The organism is Polyangium jinanense (assembly GCF_028435265.1).
In the GTDB taxonomy this organism is placed as follows: Bacteria; Myxococcota_A; Polyangia; order Polyangiales; family Polyangiaceae; genus Polyangium; species Polyangium jinanense.
Genome location: NZ_JAGTJK010000021.1, coordinates 88,579 through 106,938, shown reverse-complemented (window position 1 = coordinate 106,938; position 18,360 = coordinate 88,579). Strand labels below are relative to the sequence as shown.

16 protein-coding genes are annotated in these 18,360 nt (G+C 68.4%); 9 read left to right on the top strand and 7 right to left on the bottom strand.

Annotation, left to right across the window (positions count from 1 at the left end; translation table 11 throughout):
- Positions 1 to 25: 25 nt before the first annotated feature.
- Genes KEG38_RS30870 through rpsP form a run of 5 tightly spaced genes read right to left on the bottom strand, consistent with a single transcriptional unit; the run spans position 26 to position 2,411 of the window.
- Positions 26 to 592, bottom strand: a complete 567-nt coding sequence (locus tag KEG38_RS30870; RefSeq protein ID WP_272423514.1) for an RNA methyltransferase — start codon at positions 590 to 592, stop codon at positions 26 to 28.
- The gene (trmD, locus tag KEG38_RS30865; protein WP_272423512.1) at positions 589 to 1,332 is read right to left on the bottom strand and encodes a tRNA (guanosine(37)-N1)-methyltransferase TrmD; all 744 of its coding nucleotides are present in this window, start codon (positions 1,330 to 1,332) and stop codon (positions 589 to 591) included. The genes KEG38_RS30870 and trmD overlap by 4 nt, the downstream gene beginning before the upstream one ends.
- Before the next feature lie 12 nt (positions 1,333 to 1,344).
- Complete coding sequence (gene rimM, locus KEG38_RS30860) at positions 1,345 to 1,893, bottom strand: ribosome maturation factor RimM (RefSeq protein ID WP_272423511.1); 549 nt, start codon at positions 1,891 to 1,893, stop codon at positions 1,345 to 1,347.
- A complete protein-coding gene (locus KEG38_RS30855; protein WP_232379670.1) occupies positions 1,890 to 2,150 on the bottom strand; it encodes a KH domain-containing protein in 261 nt (86 codons plus the stop codon). The genes rimM and KEG38_RS30855 overlap by 4 nt, the downstream gene beginning before the upstream one ends.
- A gap of 6 nt (positions 2,151 to 2,156) precedes the next feature.
- Positions 2,157 to 2,411 (bottom strand): 30S ribosomal protein S16, encoded by a 255-nt coding sequence (rpsP, locus tag KEG38_RS30850; RefSeq protein ID WP_272423510.1) that lies wholly within the window; start codon positions 2,409 to 2,411, stop codon positions 2,157 to 2,159.
- Positions 2,412 to 3,180: 769 nt separating this feature from the next.
- On the opposite strand from rpsP, the gene KEG38_RS30845 reads away from it, so the two are divergent.
- From KEG38_RS30845 to KEG38_RS30805, 9 genes are all read left to right on the top strand, one after another.
- A complete protein-coding gene (locus KEG38_RS30845) occupies positions 3,181 to 4,599 on the top strand; it encodes a DUF4350 domain-containing protein (protein WP_272423509.1) in 1,419 nt (472 codons plus the stop codon).
- Positions 4,596 to 5,567 (top strand): AAA family ATPase, encoded by a 972-nt coding sequence (locus KEG38_RS30840; protein ID WP_272423508.1) that lies wholly within the window; start codon positions 4,596 to 4,598, stop codon positions 5,565 to 5,567. The genes KEG38_RS30845 and KEG38_RS30840 overlap by 4 nt, the downstream gene beginning before the upstream one ends.
- A 2-nt stretch (positions 5,568 to 5,569) precedes the next feature.
- Positions 5,570 to 7,222 carry a DUF58 domain-containing protein gene (locus KEG38_RS30835; protein WP_272423507.1) on the top strand — a complete coding sequence of 551 codons (1,653 nt, stop codon included), beginning with the start codon at positions 5,570 to 5,572 and terminating at the stop codon, positions 7,220 to 7,222.
- Positions 7,223 to 7,289: 67 nt separating this feature from the next.
- On the top strand, positions 7,290 to 8,114 hold the full coding sequence (gene rsmA, locus KEG38_RS30830) for a 16S rRNA (adenine(1518)-N(6)/adenine(1519)-N(6))-dimethyltransferase RsmA (RefSeq protein WP_272423506.1): 825 nt from the start codon (positions 7,290 to 7,292) through the stop codon (positions 8,112 to 8,114).
- Positions 8,115 to 8,218: 104 nt separating this feature from the next.
- Positions 8,219 to 9,643 (top strand): F0F1 ATP synthase subunit beta, encoded by a 1,425-nt coding sequence (atpD, locus tag KEG38_RS30825; RefSeq protein WP_272423505.1) that lies wholly within the window; start codon positions 8,219 to 8,221, stop codon positions 9,641 to 9,643.
- A gap of 2 nt (positions 9,644 to 9,645) precedes the next feature.
- The gene (gene atpC / locus KEG38_RS30820; protein ID WP_272423504.1) at positions 9,646 to 10,200 is read left to right on the top strand and encodes an ATP synthase F1 subunit epsilon; all 555 of its coding nucleotides are present in this window, start codon (positions 9,646 to 9,648) and stop codon (positions 10,198 to 10,200) included.
- 118 nt (positions 10,201 to 10,318) lie between these two features.
- Entirely contained in the window at positions 10,319 to 12,244 is a 1,926-nt protein-coding gene (gene dnaG, locus KEG38_RS30815) for a DNA primase (RefSeq protein ID WP_272423503.1), read from the top strand.
- A gap of 107 nt (positions 12,245 to 12,351) precedes the next feature.
- Positions 12,352 to 14,238 (top strand): RNA polymerase sigma factor RpoD, encoded by a 1,887-nt coding sequence (rpoD, locus tag KEG38_RS30810; RefSeq protein ID WP_272423502.1) that lies wholly within the window; start codon positions 12,352 to 12,354, stop codon positions 14,236 to 14,238.
- Between the two features lie 38 nt (positions 14,239 to 14,276).
- Positions 14,277 to 14,639, top strand: coding sequence for a hypothetical protein (locus tag KEG38_RS30805; protein WP_272423501.1), 363 nt, complete (start codon positions 14,277 to 14,279; stop codon positions 14,637 to 14,639).
- Positions 14,640 to 14,669: 30 nt separating this feature from the next.
- Here KEG38_RS30805 and KEG38_RS30800 read toward each other — a convergent pair whose 3' ends face one another.
- Together KEG38_RS30800 and bamA are read right to left on the bottom strand one after the other, a co-directional pair.
- On the bottom strand, positions 14,670 to 15,473 hold the full coding sequence (locus tag KEG38_RS30800) for a rhomboid family intramembrane serine protease (protein ID WP_272423500.1): 804 nt from the start codon (positions 15,471 to 15,473) through the stop codon (positions 14,670 to 14,672).
- Positions 15,474 to 15,668: 195 nt separating this feature from the next.
- The gene (gene bamA, locus KEG38_RS30795; RefSeq protein WP_272423499.1) at positions 15,669 to 18,338 is read right to left on the bottom strand and encodes an outer membrane protein assembly factor BamA; all 2,670 of its coding nucleotides are present in this window, start codon (positions 18,336 to 18,338) and stop codon (positions 15,669 to 15,671) included.
- Positions 18,339 to 18,360: the final 22 nt, after the last annotated feature.

Genomic DNA, 18,360 nt, shown 5'->3' with positions numbered 1-18,360 from the left:
GCGCGCCGCCCGCGCCGCGATCGAGCTACCCGAACAGCCGATCGAGCACGATCGCGCACGCCGCGCGCACGCTCAGGTGATTGTAGCCCGTGTCCTTCGCCGCGTGGATCGGCGCGAGGCGAACGTCAGCCGACGCGACGAGCTCACCCGCGAGGCCCCACCCCGTCCCGAACGTGATCAGCACGGGTTTGTCCGCTTGCGAGAGACGCGCACGCCCGTCGGGATAGTTCGTCACGGGCCCACGTTTCGCCGAGGCCGCCGTCGTCCAGAGCTCGATCCCCGCGCGCCCCACGCCCGGCGCGAGCGAGGTGTACACGTCTTCCAAGCTCGGCACGATCCGCAGCACGTCGAGCGCATCCGCGCGATCGGGGATGCGCTTCTTCCCCGAGCCGTTCACCCAGTGATCGCGGATGCGCTCGGCGAGAAGCCGCTGCGCCGCGACCGGGTGCACGACGTACAGCTCAAGCACGCCGAACGTGCGCGCGCTCCGGGCCATGTCGTGCAGGTCCAAATTCGTGATCGCGGTCGTCACGATCTCCCCGCCGCGATCGAGCACGGGGTGATGAACCAGAGCGAGCGCGACCTTCGTCACGACGAACTCCGCTCGGCGCGCAGGCGCTTCGCCCGCTCCAGGAGATCGGGCCTGCGCGCCGCTGTGCGCGCCTCGGCCTGCTCGCGCCGGAAGGCCGCGATCGCCGCGTGGTTACCGCCTTTCAACACCTCGGGCACCTTCATCCCGCGAAACTCCTCGGGTCGCGTGTAGTGGGGATACTCGAGCAGCCCGTCCATCGTGGTGCTGTGTGACTCGTGCATCGCCGAGTCCGCGCTGCCGAGCACGCCGGGCAAGAGCCGCGAGCAAGCGTCGACGATCGCCATCGCCGCCACCTCGCCGCCCGCGAGCACGAAGTCGCCGAGCGAGATCTCCTCGTCGACGAACGCGTGCACCCGATCGTCGAAGCCCTCGTAACGGCCACATACGAGCGTGATCCACGGAAGCGCAGCGAGCGCCTCGACCTTGCGCTGATCGAGCACGCTCCCTTGCGGCGAGAGCAACACACGATGCGAGCGCGTGGCGTCCGCGCCCTCGCGTCCCTCGCGCGCCTTCTGCTCGAGGGCCTCGATGCACTCCACCACGACGTCGACGCGGATCACCATGCCCGAGCCGCCGCCGTACGGCGTGTCGTCGACGCTGCGATGGCGACCGAGCCCGTGCTCGCGCAAGTTCGCACAACGCACGTCGAGCGCGCCTGCGCGCGCTGCGCGGCCGACCATCCCTGTCGACAGGAATGGCTCGAACATCTCGGGGAAGAGGGTGACGATGTCGACACGCATGCGCGCGCCTCGTCAGGTCAGGCCGTCGAGCGTGACGAGCCGGACGACCCCGGCGTCGGTGTCCACGGATTCGACGAAGTCGTCGAGCAGCGGGACCTCGATCTTGCTGCCGTCCGCGCGCTCGACGACGAGCACCTCGCAACTCGGGTACGAGGCCAGCGTGAGAACGCGACCGATGACTTCGCCGGAGCCGAGCTCGGCGCGCGCGCCTTCGACATCGCACGCGTAAAACTCGCCCTCTTCGAGCGGCGGGAACTCGTCGCGCGGGACGAGCAGGATCGCCCCGCGCAGCGCCTCGGCGGCATCCCGATCCGCGACACCCGCGAGCCGCACGAGCACGGCCTTGTTCGCGCTCCGGATCGACGTGATGTCGGCCGCGCGCTCCGCGCCGTCGGGGAGACGCAGCTTGAGTGTCGGCCGCTGCCCGAGCAGTTCGGAGCCCTCGTGATAGAGCTTGAGGCGGACCTCGCCCTGGATCCCGTGGGCACGCGCGATCTCCGCGACGGCGACGAACCGTCGCGGGGCTTCGGCCTCGTTCGTGGCGCGCTTACGCGGGATCAATCCAGGATGTCGAGGTGGGCCCGGAGGCCCGCCTTGCTGGCGGCCGCGTTGAGGAGCGCACGGATCGATTGCGCGGTGCGGCCATCCTTGCCGATCACTTTGCCGATGTCCTCACGCGCCACGCTGAGCTCGATGCGCGGGAACCTGTCTCCCGTCACCTCGCGGACGGTCACCTTCTCGGGATGATCCACGAGCGACCGCGCAATGAGCGCGACGAGATCCAGCAGCATGGTGGAGGACGCAGGAGACGGCGCCATGCCTCGTTACTTCGCCACCGTCGCCGCGACGACGTCCGGGCGCTTCAGCAGAAGCTCGACCGTGTGCGAGGGCTGCGCCCCCACGTCGCGCCAGTGCTTCACGCGAGCCGTGTCCAGGCGGATCTCGTTGCGACGCGGGTCGTACGTGCCCAAACGTTCGATGAACCGGCCTCCGCGCGGAGAACGCTGGTCGGCGACGACAATACGGTAGAACGGGGTCTTCTTCGTGCCCGCCCGGGCGAGGCGGATATGAACGGCCATCGGTGAACCTCGGTCTTCTTGGAGATCCGGCGCTTGCCGGGTGCGGGCATGACCCGCGCGCATTCGCGTCCCCCGACGCACCACGCCAGGGGAACGGGGGGCGAAGGGTAGGCAGAACCCCCCCACCGGTCAAGGCCGACAAGACGCAAATTCGTCCCGTCCGGTCCTCAGCATGGAGGTTCTTGCCAACTTGCGGCCCGGACGCACCCCGCGGCCGCGAAAAACATGGGGTTCGGGTGAAAACGAGGGAAGAAGCGCCACGCGGGCACGCGCGGCGTTTTCGAGAGGACAGACGGGAGATCAGCCGATCTCGAGGATGATCACGCCGCGATTCGGGTCGTCTTCATCCTCGTGAGGCTCCTTCGACCCGCCTCCGGGTCGACGCGGAGCCGGGAACCGCTCGAGCGGAAGCTCCAGGCGCGGTCGGTTCTCCTCACGCTGCCGGCGCTCCCTCTCTTCCCGTTGTCGGATTTGTTCGATGATGAAAGGAGGTAGCATCCGGACTCCTCCGCACCGCGTGTAGCGTCGCTCGGATGAACGTGCCTAGCAAGAATGGGCCCGTTCACGAGTCGAATCTAGCAATGAGAGTAACGGGGTCAAGCTTATCGCCCGGGACGACGGTGATATGCTCGCCGCCTCTATGACGCAGGATGGCGTGAGATCGCCGGAGCTAGAGCGCCATGCAGCGCACGCCTCTCGAGCTTCGTCCTCGTCGCCGAAGCTCCAAGCGCGCGTGTGGGGCTCGGCGAAGCAGGCGCGCCGTTCCCTTGTGATCTGCGCAGCGCTCGGCATCGGCCTCGCCTCCGTGGACGCACACGCCGCCGCCTTCGACGTCGCGGACACGACGTGGGAAGGCTGCTCGGAGCTCTACGGGCTCGCGGTGAACGAGCTCGGCGACGGACGCGTCAAGGCCGTCGCCGTGCTCGACTGGAACGAGGTCACGCCGAACGACGGTGTGCTCGTCTTGCACCCGCTCCAGAGCATGGATCCCGAAGAAACAGCGGCCTTCATGAAGGCCGGCGGGCGCCTGGCGATCGTGGACGACTACGGCAGAGGCGAGGAGACGCTGCGGCGCTTCCACATCGAGCGGACCTCGCTGCCCTCGCGCCCCGTGGCGGCGCTGCGCAACAACCCCCAGCTCGCGATCGCCGAGCCCGTGCTCACCGGTGACAAGGGGCAACTCACGGGCCCACATCCGGTGGTGGCGAGCGTGCAGCAGTTCGTCACGAACCACGCGACGGGGCTCCGCCACCCGAACCTTTCGCCCGTGCTCGAGGTGCGCGCCGTCGGCGAGCCCCCGACGATCGTCGCGGTCGCAGGCCAGGTCGGCAAGGGCCGCCTCTTCGCGCTGAGCGATCCCTCGGGCCTCATGAACCAGATGCTGCGCTACCCCGGCAACCGCTCGTTCGCCGTGGGGCTCTCGCACTACCTCGTCGACGAAGACGGCGGCGAACGGCAAGGCGGCCGGCTCTTCATCGTCGCCAACCGCTTCTCCGAGGAGGGCTCGTTCGGCGGCAAGTCGACGCTGCGCAAGGACATCGAGGGCCAGCTCCGCTCGATCGGAGACGCGCTGGCGGAGGCACGTCAAAGCGGACTGCCGACCTGGGCGCACTGGCTCCTCGCGCTCCTTGCGGTGCTCGGCGTGGCCGCGTGGGTGGCGCGTGCCGCAGGGCGCCCGTACAAGAGCCCGCAACCTCGCTTCGCGCGGCCCGTGCCGCTCGTCGCGCAGGGAGGCGTGGCCGGGCGCTTCGCGTTGCTCTCGGCCCCGTCCTCGCCGCCGGGGCTGCTCCTGCTCGAGCTCAAGAGCGCGCTCGTCGAGGCGCTCTCGCACAAGCTCAACGCGCCCCTCGATCCGTCGGCGGACGCGGTGATTTCTGCGGCCGAGCGCGCAGGAGGCCTTGACGAGCGTGGCCGCTCGGCCTTGAAAGAGGTCCTCGCCGTGATGCAAAGAGCCGAAGCCTCCGTCGTCGCAGGCAAGCCGGTCCGCGTGCCCCGCGCGGCGCTTCGGCACGCGGCCGCCGTCGTGAGGGACGTGCTCGAAAAGGCGGGCGCGATCACCCCCGAGCCGCTCGGCCACGGCGCCGCGAACGGCGAGAAGACTTCTGATCGCCCGGCGGGAACGAGCCCGACGAGCGACCCCTCACGAACCCCGAGCCCGCCCGCACCCGCAGAGGAGAGCGCCACTTGACCCAGGCCGTCGCCATCGAGGAGATCGCCGCCGCCAAAGAGCGGCTGGACGCGCTCCGCCGGGAGATCACGCGCGTCTACATCGGTCCCTCGCGCACCGTGGATCTCATGCTCACCGCGCTGCTCGCGCAGGGCCACGTGCTCCTCGAGGGCGTGCCCGGCGTCGCGAAGACGACGCTCGTGAAGGCGTATGCATCGGCGCTCGGCGCCTCGGTGCGCCGCATCCAGTTCACGCCGGATCTCCTGCCTGCAGACATCACCGGCACGTACGTGCTCTCGCCGAAGGAGGGCACGTTCTCGCTGCGGCCGGGGCCGATCTTCGCGAACGTGGTGCTCGCCGACGAGATCAACCGCGCGCCCGCGAAGACACAATCCGCGCTGCTCGAGGCGATGCAGGAGCGGCAGGTGACGATCGAAGGCGACCGGTTCGAGTTGCCCGCGCCGTTCATGGTGCTCGCGACGCAGAACCCGATCGATCTCGAAGGCACGTACCCGCTGCCCGAGGCGCAGATCGATCGTTTCCTCGTGCGCGTCGCCATCGGCTACCCGAACGCGAAGGACGAGGTCGCGATGCTCCGCGCGCACAACGCCGAGCCGCCGCGCGCCCGCTCGGTGCTCAGCGTGGAGGAGCTCCTCTCGCTCCAGAGCATCGCGCGGCGGATCCACGTGGAGGACGATCTCTACGAGTACGCCGTCGGCCTGACGACGTTCACCCGCTCGCACGCGCGCGTGCTGCTCGGCGCCTCACCGCGCGCGACGCTCGGGCTCGTGCAGGCCGCGAAGAGCGCGGCCGTGATCGCGGGCCGCCCGTTCGTCACGCCGGACGACGTACGTGGCGTCGCGACGGCGGTGCTCTCGCACAGGCTCGTGCTCGTGCCCGAGGCCGAGGGCGATTCGCGCGCTCGGGACGCGGTCGTGGAGGACGCCGTGCAGCGCGTGGCCTACCGTCGCGCAGTGCGGCCGGTCTAGCGATGCAGCTCTTTCCCACGCGCACGGCGGCGCACCTCAGCATCGCCGCGATCTCGGTCGCGGGCGTCGGCCTCGTCGCGCGCGAGCCCGCCATCGTCGGGTGGGGAGGAGCGATGCTTCTCGCGATGGCGCTCGCCCGCGCAGTCACGCTCGTCTCCGTCTCGCGCATCCGCGCCGCCGGCTTCGAGATGCTCTGGAGCGGGCCACGCCGCGTCGTGCGCACGGGCCGCGGCAGCACGATCGAGATCGAAGCCGAGGTGCGAAACCGCGACACGCTCGCCGCGCGGTACGTGCGCCTCCGGCCCATCGCCTCGTCGCAGCTCCAGATCACGATCGAGCCCTCGGCGGGTGAGGTCATGGCCTCCGGGCGGCTCAAGGTGAAAGTCTCGGTGCACGCACCGCGCGTGGGACAACACGGCGTGCACGGGCTCGCACTCGAAGTGCACGGCGCGCCCGGGCTCTTCGAGGTTCCTCTCACCTTCGCGAATCCCTTCGGCGTCGAGGTCCTGCCGCGCCCCTTCGCGGCGTGGCTCCCCTCCCCGCGCGGCGGCCGAAGCAAGCTGCTCGCGTCGAGCGGGAGGCCCGGCCGCGCCCGCGGCGAAGGCAGCGATATGCGCGAGCTGCGCGAACACCAGCCGGGAGATCCGTTCCGGCGCATCGCGTGGAAGGCGAGCGCGCGGCGCGGGATCCTGCTCGTGCGCGACTTCGAACGCGAGGAGCGGGACGTCGTGTGGGTCGTGCTCGACGCCTCGGTCGAGCTCTGGGCTGGCCCGCTCGGCCGCGCGCCGCTCGATCTCGCGATCGACGAGGCCGCGTCGATCTGCGCGCGGTACCTCTCGCGTGGTGATCGCGTCGGGCTCGCGGTCTACGCATCCACCGTGCGCGCGTTCGTCCTGCCTGACCAGGGACCGGCGCATGGGCAAAAGCTCGCGCACCTGCTCGTCACGGCGACAGGGACGCACGATGCCTCGCGCAGCGATCTCGACGAGGCCGACGTGGCCGTGCGCGTCCTCGAGCACCTCCGTCCGCTCGACGCGCGAGGGCTTTCGGATCTGCGCCGCGGCGATCTCGACCGACTCGCGTCGCGCGCCGACGCGGTTCGTCCCCGCGCGCCGTTCGCGCCGCCTCCGCCCGAGGGCCGGAGCCCGCGCGAGCGAACGCTCCGCCGCTACCTCGCGGCCTACGGCATCGAGTCGCCTGCCCGCGCGGAGGCCGAGCGCCACGAATCCGGCTTCATGCTCGCGGAGGTCCTCTCGCAGATCGTCAAGAGCAAGCCCAAACCGAGCGTCGTGCACGTCGTCGCGCCCGCGCCCTCCGAGATCGCGCAGGAAAAACCCGTCATGGACGCCCTGCGCCGCCTCTCGCGCCACTCGGCGTCCGTCACCTGGTCGATGCCGCAGTTCGATCCGGGCCTGCTCCCGCCCTGGGATCCGCCGACGCGCGCGGACGGTTCGGCCTCGGAGGAGGTCGCCGAAGGACCGCGAAGGGTCGCGTGGGAAGAGGCCGCCGGGGTCGCCGCCGAGGCCGTGCTCGTCCGCACGCGTGTCGCCGTCAGCCGCAGCGAGGCCGTGCTCCGCCGCCTCGGCGTGCGCGTCACGAAGATCCGCGCCACGACGACGAAGCGCCCCGACGCCGCGGACCCCAAGGCGACCTGAACGAAAGGTCGCCGTCCGCGCATCGGTTGGAACACCAACGAACCTTCTCCGAGAGCACGAACCTGCCATGTCGATCGCCGAACGCCTCCGCTCGCGCGGCCTCTCGCCCAAGAAGAGGTTCGGCCAGAACTTCCTGGTCGACGTCTCCGCGTCCCGCGCGATCGCCGAAGCCGCGACCACGCCGCCGGGCGGCACCGTGCTCGAGATCGGCCCCGGCCTCGGCGCGCTCACGCGCCCCTTGCTCGAACGTGCCGCGAAGATCGTGGCGATCGAGCGCGACCGTGATCTCGTCCCGCTCCTCTCGACCGAGCTCGAAGCGCCGATCGCCGAAGGTCGCGTCTCCATCATCGAAGCCGACGCGCTCGCCGTCGACTGGGCGGCCGAGCTCGTCGGCCCGCGCCCGCACGTGATCGCGGGCAACCTGCCTTATCAGATCACCGGTGCGCTCCTCGAACGGGCGACGGGGCTTGCCGATCGTGTCGATCGCGCGGTGTTCATGGTGCAGGCCGAGGTCGCCGATCGGCTCATCGCGGCGCCAGGCTCGAAGACCTACGGCGCGCTCACGGTCTTCGTGCAGGCGGCCTTCGACGTGAAGCGCCTGCTCACGGTGCGCGGCGGCGCGTTTTACCCGCGCCCCGACGTCGACTCCGCGGTGGTCGTCCTCGCGCCGCACAGGCCGCCGCGTGCTGCGGAGACCGAGGCGTTTCGCGATGCCGTCCGTGCGGCGTTCGGCGCGCGGCGAAAGACGCTGCGAAATGCCTGGCGCTCGCTCTACGGTTGGTCCAAGGACGAGCTCGAAGCGCGCGCCCGGGAAGCCGGGATCTCGCTCGACGTGCGTGGTGAAACGCTGGCGGTCGAGGATTTCGCCCGAATTGCGGCGATGAAGGGTTAGAAACCCCTGTTCATCCGCTCCGGACCCCTCGACAGTCCACGATGGCCGTGGTAGTGGCCGCGCGCGTTCGTCGTCATGGCGATTCGCTGGAGGAGCCCCGCCCCATGTCGGTTGGAAAGATTACCCAGGTCATCGGCCCCGTCGTCGACGTCGACTTTCCGGCGGGCCAGCTTCCGAAGATTTTGAATGCGCTGAAGGTCTCGAACCCGAGCATCTCGGGCGAGGCCGACAACCTCACGCTCGAAGTGGCGCAGCACCTCGGCGAGTCGACGGTTCGCACGATCGCGATGGACACGACGGACGGCCTCGTGCGGGGCATGGACGTCCGCGACACGGGCAAGCCGATCATGATGCCGGTCGGCCCGGCTTGCCTCGGACGCATCCTGAACGTCGTCGGCGCGCCCGTGGACGAGGCGGGCCCCGTGAACGCGGAGAAGTTCGCGCCCATCCACAAGGATCCGCCGAAGTTCGTCGATCAGTCGACGAAGGTCGAGATCTTCGAGACGGGCATCAAGGTCATCGACCTGCTCGCGCCCTACCGCAAGGGCGGCAAGATCGGCCTGTTCGGCGGCGCCGGCGTCGGCAAGACCGTGCTCATCATGGAGCTCATCAACAACGTCGCGAAGGCGCACGGCGGCGTGTCGGTCTTCGCGGGCGTCGGTGAGCGGACGCGCGAGGGCAACGACCTCCTGCTCGAGATGAGCGAGTCGAAGCTCGAGTCCGGCGCGCCCGTCATCTCGAAGGCCGCGCTGATCTACGGCCAGATGAACGAGCCGCCCGGCGCGCGCTCCCGCGTCGCGCTCTCGGCGCTCACGGTCGCCGAGTACTTCCGCGACGAGGAGGGCCAGGACGTGCTCCTCTTCGTCGACAACATCTTCCGGTTCACGCAGGCCGGCTCCGAGGTGTCCGCGCTCCTCGGCCGTATCCCGAGCGCCGTCGGTTACCAGCCCACGCTCGCGACGGAAATGGGCGCGCTCCAGGAGCGCATCACGTCGACGACGAAGGGCTCGGTCACCAGCGTGCAGGCGATCTACGTCCCCGCCGACGACCTCACCGACCCCGCGCCCGCGACGGCCTTCGCCCACCTCGACGCGACGACCGTTCTCTCGCGCGCGATCAGCGAGCTCGGCATCTACCCGGCCGTCGATCCGCTCGACTCGAACTCGACGATGCTCGACCCGCAGATCGTCGGCCAGAAGCACTACTCGGTCGCGCGCCGCGTGCAGCAGACCCTGCAGCGCTACAAGGATCTGCAGGACATCATCGCGATTCTCGGCATGGACGAGCTCAGCGAGGACGACAAGCTCGTCGTGCAGCGCGCCCGCAAGATCCAGCAGTTCCTCTCGCAGCCGTTCTTCGTCGCCGCGCAGTTCACCGGCCGTGACGGCAAGCTCGTGAGCCTGAAGGACACGATCGCGGGCTTCGAGGAGATCATCGACGGCAAGCTCGATCACGTGGCCGAGCAGGACTTCTACATGGCCGGCGGCATCGATGAGGTGAAGGCGCGGGCCGAGGGCAAGCGGGCCTGATCATGGCCGAGACCATCGTGCTCGAGATCGTGACGCCCACGGGCGTCGCGCTCCGCAAGGAGGTCACGGACGTGACCGCGCCGAGCGTGGCGGGTGAGTTCGGCGTGATGCCGGGCCATCTGCCGCTGCTCGCGGCGCTCCGCACCGGCCTCGTCACGTACCACGAAGCCGGCAAGGAGCATCGCCTCGCCGTCGCGCACGGGTTCGTCGAGGTCGTGGGCGACAAGGCGCTTCTCCTCACGGAGAAGTACGTCCAGAAGGACGACGTCGACGTCGTCCGGGTTCGCCTGCGCCTGAAGGAGGTCGACGCGGAGCTCGACCACTGGCAGGGCGACCTCACGGATCCGAAGCGTCGCTCGCTCATCGAGGAGGAGCAGTGGCTCGCCACGCAGCTCGAGCTCATCGGGGATCCGCCGCTGCCGCTCGTGCGTGAAGACACGCGCTTCCTCGTGGATCACGCCGAAGCGCCGCCCGTCGAGGAGATGGTCGAGGGCCAGACCCCTGACGAGAGCCTCACGGATCACAAGAAGCCGGGCTCCGCCTTCCCCGACGCCTGAAAGAGCCTCCACGTCCGGAGGCGCATCGCGCGTCACGAACACCAAGCGCGCCGGTCGATCTCGAGACGAGGGCTCGGGACGATCGGCGCGTTCGTCGTTATCCTGATCGCTTAGGACGATGATTCACGCCGATACGATCGCGCGGGTCAAAGAGCGCACGGATCTCGTGTCGCTCGTCGGCGAGACCGTTCGTCTCACCCGGCGCGGTCGCTCGTTCGTCGGGCTCTGCCCCTTCCACAAGGAAAAATCGCCGAGCTTCCACGTGAACCCGGAGCGCGGCATCTTCCACTGCTTCGGCTGCAAGGAGAGCGGAACGGCCATCGACTTCGTCATGAAGGTCGAGGGCATGAACTTCGTCGAGGCGGTGCGCGCGCTGGCCGAGCGAAGCGGCGTGGAGATCATCGAGACCGCGACCGAAGCGGAGCGGCGCGAGGCGAACGCGGCGCGGCGCGCGCGCGACGATCTGTACGCCGTGAGCCACCTCGCGGCGACGTTCTTCGAGCAGAGCATGCGTGGTCCGAGCGCGCATCCCCTCGCCTCCTACGCGCTCGGCGAGCTCGCGCGGCGCGCGCTCGACACGCGCGAGGCGACGGGCCCCGTGGCCGACGCGCTGCAGGCGTTTCGCGTGGGCTACGCGCCGCCGGGCTGGGACGGGCTCGCGAACTTCCTCAAGCGGCAAGGTGTCTCGCCGGTCCTCGCCGAGAAGGTGGGCCTGCTCGTCGCGCGTGGCACGGGCACGGGGTTTTACGATCGGTTCCGGCACCGCCTCATGTTCGCCGTGACCGACGTGCAAGGCCGCGTCATCGCGTTCAGCGGCCGGGCCCTCCCCGAGCCCACGCCCGACGAGATGCGACGCTTGGGGCTCCAACCATCGAACGGGGGCGAGTCGCCGGCGAAGTACATGAACAGCCCCGAGTCGCCGATCTACACGAAGGGCGAGCACCTCTTCGGGCTGCATCAGGCGCGCCACGCGATCCGCCAGGACGGCCTGGCGATCCTCGTGGAGGGCAATTTCGACGTCCTTTCTTTGCACGCGCGCGGCATCTGCAACGTCATCGCGCCGCTCGGCACCGCGTTCACGACCACGCAGGCGAAGCTCCTCAAGCGCTTCGCGCCCACCGTGACGATCCTCTTCGACGGCGACGCCGCCGGGCGCAAGGCTACGTGGGCCGCGCGCATCCCGGTCCACGAGGGCGGCCTCGAAGGACGCGCCGCGACGCTGCCCGCGAAGCTCGACCCCGACGAGCTCGTACGAACCAAGGGCCCCGAGGCTCTGAAAAGCGTCCTCAAGAGCGCGAAGGAGCTCTACGAGCACCTCATCGAAGACGCGCTCCAGAACGACTCGTTCAACGACGCCACGACCGACGGCAAACTCGCGCGCATGCGTGCGGTGGCAAACTTACTCGGGGAACAAAAGGACCCCGTGAAGCGCCTCATGCTGAAGACGTACGCCGATCGGCTGTCGTCGAAACTCATCGTGGGCGGCACGGCGCCGGCCGATCTGCGTCAAGTCGAACAGCTCCTCGAACAGGCAACGAGGTACGACACAGAACAGCCCATGGAGCTCCGCGCGGCCGAGACCACGGTGCCGGGTCACCGGGCGCGTTCGCGTTCCCAGATCCACGACGTGGGGGAGTACATCCTGGGTGCACTTCTCGACCATCCCGTTCTGCTCGACGACCCTGAAGTGATGGAGGCACTCGACGTGCTGGATGGCGATCTCGCATTGGCCGCTGGCGCGGTGCGTCAGTCCCTCGGGGCGGAAACGCAACTTATTCCCGACGAATTTCTTGCGCATATCCCGGCGTCGATCCAAGCATTCGCGGCTGGACGGCTCGCGTCGCCCGTCTTCGAGACGGCCGATGTGGCGAGGGAAGAGCTCTTAAAGAACGCAGGGAAGTTGAGACGCTTGAGCTTGTCACGCGAGAAAGCCGCGACGGTGGACGAGCTTCAACGAGTCGCGCCACTGGGGGATGTGGAGCGCGAAGCGGCGCTGCTTCGTGAAGCGGTGCGCAAGGCCAAGGCCAAGTTGGGGCTCGGCTGACGTGTTTTTTGCGCGCGCATGAGTCCGCGCGAGCGTGACGAACGTTTTTTTCTCGGTGTGGTTCCTTGAAGCACGTGGCCCGGCGTGGGCCCGGTGGAGCGAATGGGATGGCGAGCAAGGCCAAGCAGTCTGCGGGTCGGGCAAGCGGATCGGGCGCGGGGAAAAGTGGCGGCGGAGTCGCACAAGGCGCTCGGGGGGACCGCGGGACGAGGCCGCAGGCACCGGATGGGGCGGGGAAGTCGGATCCGCGCAAGGCGCTCGAGAAGCTCGTCGATGCGGGCAAGACGAAGGGCTTTCTCACGTATGACGAGGTGAACGACGCGCTGCCCGCGGACGTCTCTCCCGATCAGCTCGACGACGTCGTCGGCGCGCTCGGCGACGAGGACATCGAGATCGTCGACGGCGCGACGCAGGTGAAGATCGCGCCGAAGCGCATCGCGGACGAAGAGGCGAGCGACAAGAAGCTCGTCGTCACGCAGGATCGCGAGGAAGAGGACGTCGACTACTACTCGAAGTCGAACGATCCCGTCCGGATGTACCTGCGCAAGATGGGGAGCGTCTCGCTCCTCACGCGCGAGGGCGAGGTCGAGATCGCCAAGCGCATCGAGCAGGGCGAGCAGTCGGTCAACGCCGCGATCCTCGACTCACCGATCGCCGTGCGCGAGATCATCGACCTCGGCGAGAAGCTCCGGAAGCACAAGATCCGCGTAAAGGAGCTCATCAAGGACGCGGAGAGCGACGATCAGGAGTTCGACGAGGAGGAGGCCGATCGCCGCATCATCCGCCTCATCGACAAGGTCAAGCGCCTCGACAAGAAGAAGGCCGACCTGCTCGAGGAGCGCAAGGAGGTCAAGACCGACGGCCGTCGCAAGCAGCTCGACGCCGAGGTCGTGCTGACCACGGGCGAGCTCGTGACGACGCTTGAGGAGATGCGCCTCAACAAGAAGACGATCGACAAGATCGTGCAGAAGTTGAAGGGCCTCATCTCGAAGGTGGAGAAGGCCGAGGCCGGCGCGACCGAGATCGAGAAGCGCACGGGCATGAGCAAGGCCGAGCTCCGACGCGAGCTCGCGAAGGTGAAGGGCAACAAGCTCGCCGAGGCGCGGCTCGCGAAGAAGCTGAACGTCTCGCGCGAGGATCTGCTCGACCTCGAGTCCACCCTGAAGAACGCGCAGAAGGGGCTCAAGAGGGTCGAGGAAGAGCTCAACATCGACGTCGAGGCCATCCGGGGCACCTACGAGAGCATCCGCGAAGGCGAGCGCATGGCCGAGCGCGCGAAGGCCGAGCTCGTCGAGGCAAACCTCCGGCTCGTCGTCTCGATCGCGAAGAAGTACACGAACCGCGGCCTGCAGTTCCTCGACCTGATCCAGGAGGGGAACATCGGCCTCATGAAGGCCGTCGACAAGTTCGAGTACAAGCGCGGCTACAAGTTCTCGACGTACGCAACGTGGTGGATCCGGCAGGCCATCACGCGCGCGATCGCCGATCAGGCCCGGACCATCCGCATCCCGGTCCACATGATCGAGACGATCAACAAGCTCATCCGCACCTCGCGTTACCTCGTGCAGGAATACGGCCGCGAGCCGACCCCCGAGGAGATCGCCGAGAAGATGGAGCTGCCGCTCGACAAGGTCCGCAAGGTCCTGAAGATCGCGAAGGAGCCCATCTCGCTCGAGACCCCGATCGGCGAGGAGGAAGATTCGCATCTCGGCGACTTCATCGAGGACAAGAGCGTGATCTCGCCCGCCGAGGCGGTGATCAACATGAACCTCGCGGAGCAGACCCGGAAGGTTCTCAAGACGCTCACCCCTCGCGAGGAAAAAGTCCTCCGCATGCGCTTCGGCATCGGCGAGAAGAGCGATCACACGCTCGAAGAGGTCGGCCAGGACTTCGAGGTCACGCGCGAGCGCATCCGGCAGATCGAGGCCAAGGCGCTGCGCAAGCTCCGCCATCCGAGCCGCTCGAAGCAGCTCAAGAGCTTCATCGATAGCTGAGCTTGTCCGGCCCGAGCCGGCGGGCTTAAACTCCCGCCATGAATACGAGGGGTGCTCCGAAGCGATCGTTCGCAGGGGGAGCGCCCCTCGTTTTTTTCGTGCTGGCGTGCCTCGCGACAGGCTGCGCGCGGAACGTGACCGAGAACGACTGCAAGGCCGTGGGCGAGCACCTGCGCGTGCTCTGGACCGCCGAGGCGAAGTACCCCGAGGCGGCGAGTCCCTCGGCGGAGAAGGCCGTCGCCGTCGTGAAGAGCGAAGGGCAACGACTGGAAGAGTCGTTCGTCACCGACTGCAAGCGCGACCTCGTCGGCAAGCCTCGCGCGTCAGGTGAGTTCTCCTGTCTCAGCCACGCGAAGACGCTCGCCGACGTGCGAACGTGCGCGACGATCCCGGCGCATTAGGCCCACACGCTGGGTCGCTCCGCGTCGCCCTTAGTTGAGGTACCGCTTGTCCTTCGGGGGCGCCTTCGAGCCGCCCTCGATCACGCGCAGCGGGGGCCCTGCAGCGCGGCGCGCGCGGGCAGCTTCGGCCTTCACGGCGGCCTCGGCACGGAGCGCCGCCGTCTGCGCCTGGATCTGGCGCAGGCGCAGCTTCAGGTAGAACCGACGGAGCGGCGAACGGTCGCCGAAGAGCCAGCCGGCCAGCATGCCGCCGAACGGGGTCACGAGGCCCTCGGGCGTGTGGTGGTTGAGCGCGATCACGTTCAGCACGGAGAGCACGAAGATGATCGCGACCATCGCGCCGGCCGACACCGGCAGCACGAAGAACATGCGGACCTGCGCGTCGCGGTTCTGCAGCGCCCACGCGACGGCGACGGCCTCGATCATGCCGAGTCCGCCGAACCACATGGCCTGGCTCAGCTTGGGCACGAGCGCGCCCACGGCGACCTGGGTGGCGAACGCGAAGGCGCCCGAGCCGAAGAGGAAGATCAGCATGCGCCGCGCGCCCCATCGCGATTCGAGCGTGGGCGCGAGGAAGTAGAGCCCGAGCAGGGTCATCAGGAAGTGCCCGGGGCTCGACGTGTCGTGGAAGAGCGGCGCCGTGAAGAGGCGCCAGACCTGGCCGCGGAGCACGCCCGCAGTCGTGCCGGCCATGAACTGGGCGACGCCCACGCCGACCTCCACCCAGTTGATGCTCAGCGCGAGGCCGACCCACAGGACGGTGATGGCGATCATCATCCCGCTGATGGCCTTGCCAGGGCGAGGCAGGACGAATTGGACGGGGCTAGGGCGCATCGTCCATGGAGCTACCAACAGGAACGCGGACGGGCAACCGGAGGGCGCGGGAAAGGGCCCCTGCAGCCGTCCTGAGCGTAGCGCCGGGGTTTCACCCCGGGCCCGACCAGGGGCTGTTCGCCCCTGGACCCGAACCAGGGCAAGCCCTGGACTGTTGGTACATCGACCGCGATGCGGTCGATGCAGCGCAGCCTCTCAGAAGAAGTTGCCGATGGTGAACTCGAAGCGGCTCGCCTGCTCGTACGGGAGCGGCTTGAACGGGAAGCCGTACTCGAAGCGCAGCGGGCCGAGCGGCGAGAACCAGCGCAAGCCGAAGCCCCAGGACGTGCGGACGTTGAGGAGCTGGTCCGGCGTGAAGCAGGGGTTCGTCACGGCGTACGGCGACGCCGGGTTCGCCTCGCAGTAGTTGCGCTCGAGGTTCCAGGCGTTGCCGAGGTCGGTGAAGATGACGCCGCGGATGCCCACCTGCTCCAGGATCGTGAACTCGAGCTCGGCGTTCTGGTAGTACATCAGGTTGCCGCCGATGTTCGTCCCGTTGGCGCGGGGGCGCCCGTTCGGATCGAGCGTCTCGGTCAGCGACAGGCGCGGGCCGACGCTGCGGATGAGGAAGCCGCGGAGGTCGAGGATGCCGCCGAGGAGGAAGCGCGCGAAGAAGGGCACGCCCTCGGCCGAGGGGCTCGTCACCACGCCCGCCTCGCTGTTCACCTTGAAGACGAGCCAGTCGCGGATCGGGTAGTAGAAGCGCGCGGTGTTCCGGAACCGGACGAACTGCTGCTCGCTGCCGAGGTACTTCGAGGCGAGCTCCACCGAGCCCTGGAGGAAGATACCCGACGACGGGAAGAGCTGATTGTTGCGGGTGTCGTAGGTGATCGTCGGCCGGATGCTCGACGTGATGCCGTTGTTGTAGACGTTCGCGAGCGGCACGCTCTGCCAGTAGCTGCTCAACGTGCCGGCCGTGCCGAAGAGTGTCGACGTCGTCTGCGTCGAGGTCTCGTTCAACTCGAGCGTGTACGTGAGCGACACGCGGAGCTCGGGCTGGATGATCGGGTAGCCGAGCGTGAGCGCGCCGCCGAGCGAGGTCTGCGAGAAGTCGCCGTAGACGCGGAGCTGATCGTACGCGCTGATCGCCGCGGAGAACTGCGTGTCGAAGAGGTACGGCTCGAAGAACCGGACGTCGATGAGCTGACGGAGACCCGAGATCTGCGCCTGCAGCGAGAGCGACTGGCCGCGACCGAAGAGATTCTGCTGCTGGACCTGCGCCGTTGCGATGAAGTTCTCGATGCTGGAGAAGCCCGCGCCGACCTGGAAGGTGCCCGTCGGCTTCTCGACGACCTCGACGTTGATGTTGATGTGCTCGGCGTCGTCGCCCTGCTCGGTCGAGATGTCGACGCGCTCGAAGTAGCCGAGCATCGTGATGCGGCGCTTGCTGCGCTCGAGCTTCGACTCGCTGAAGAGCTGCTCCTCGAGCAGCTCCATCTCGCGCCGGATGACCTTGTCGCGGGTCTTCGTGTTGCCGCGGATCTCGATGCGCCCGATCTTGATCGGCTGGTTGCGTCGGATCGCGACGATGATGTCGACCTCTTGGCGCTCCGGATCGAGGTCGGTCGCGGGCGGGGCCTCCACGTTCGCGTAGCCCTGATCGCGGTACATCGTCTGGATCAGGCCGAGGTCCGCGGCGAGCTCGGCGCGGTTGAACCAGTCGCCGCTCTTCGCGCGAATCATCTCACGCAGGCGCCTGCGGCCGCCGATGGGCTCGATCTCCTTGCCCTCGGCGTCGCGCTCGTAGACGCGGAGCTGACGGATCTTGTAGCGCGGGCCCTCGTTGATGGTGAGCGTCACCTCGATGCCCGTGCGATCCGGCGTGAGCATCACGCGTGGCGTCGCGATCTGCACCGAGAGGAAGCCGCGGTCGTAGTAGAGCGCCGAGAGCACGAGCACGTCGCGCTCGAACGCGTCCTGCCGGAACGCGCCGCCCGTGCCGAAGTCGAAGAAGCTGCCCTGTCCGGTGATCATCACCTCGCGCAGCTCGGAGTCGGGAATGTTGTTGTTCCCGATGAACGTGACGCGCCGGACCGTGACCCGCTCGTGCTCCTTGATCTTGAAGCGGAGCAGCACCTCGTTGTCGCGCTGCGGGACCGTCTCGTACGAGACCTCGGCGAGGAAGTAGCCCTCCTCCGCGTACTTGTCGCGCAGCTTCTGGATGCCGCGACGGATCGCGTTGTAGCTGAGGATCGTGCCGCTCTTGACCTCGACGCTGAGCGCCTCCGTGAGGTCTTCCGCGTTGATGTTCTGGTTGCCGTCGAACTCGATCGTCTTGATGTTCGGACGTTCGCGCACGAGGATCCGCAGGTGGACTCCGTCGTCGCGTCGGGTCAGGTCGACCTCGATGTCCTCGAAGAAGCCCGAGTCCCAGAGCTCGCGCACGTCACGGGAAAGGCCTTCGGGCGTGAAGGGTTTGCCCACGCGCGCCGTGCCGAGATAAGCGCGGATGTCGTCCGCGGAGATGCGACGGTTGCCCGCGATGACCACGCGCGCGACGGACTGACCACGCGCGAGCTCGGCCTCTGTAGGCGCGAGCGTCGGCGCCGGCTGAGCGGCCTCTTCCGGGCGCGCGCCGGGCGCTGCAGTGCCGTTTCCGTTCGGCGCCGTAGGTTTGTCGTCGCCTTCGTCCGCGCCTTCTTCGTCGCCTTGTCCTGCCGCATCCTTCGCCGCGGGAGGCTGCGCTGCGCCTTGCGGCGGGCCTCCTTGCGCGAAGGCCACCCGAGGCGAGAGCCCGGTGATCGTGAAAACGACCAGAAAGGCGCTCGTCCACAGGAGCCGGAGCCGGCTCGTCAGGCGGTTGGGTGGGGTGGGCGTCGTAAACAAGAGGCGCCTCCCCGTAGCCCAG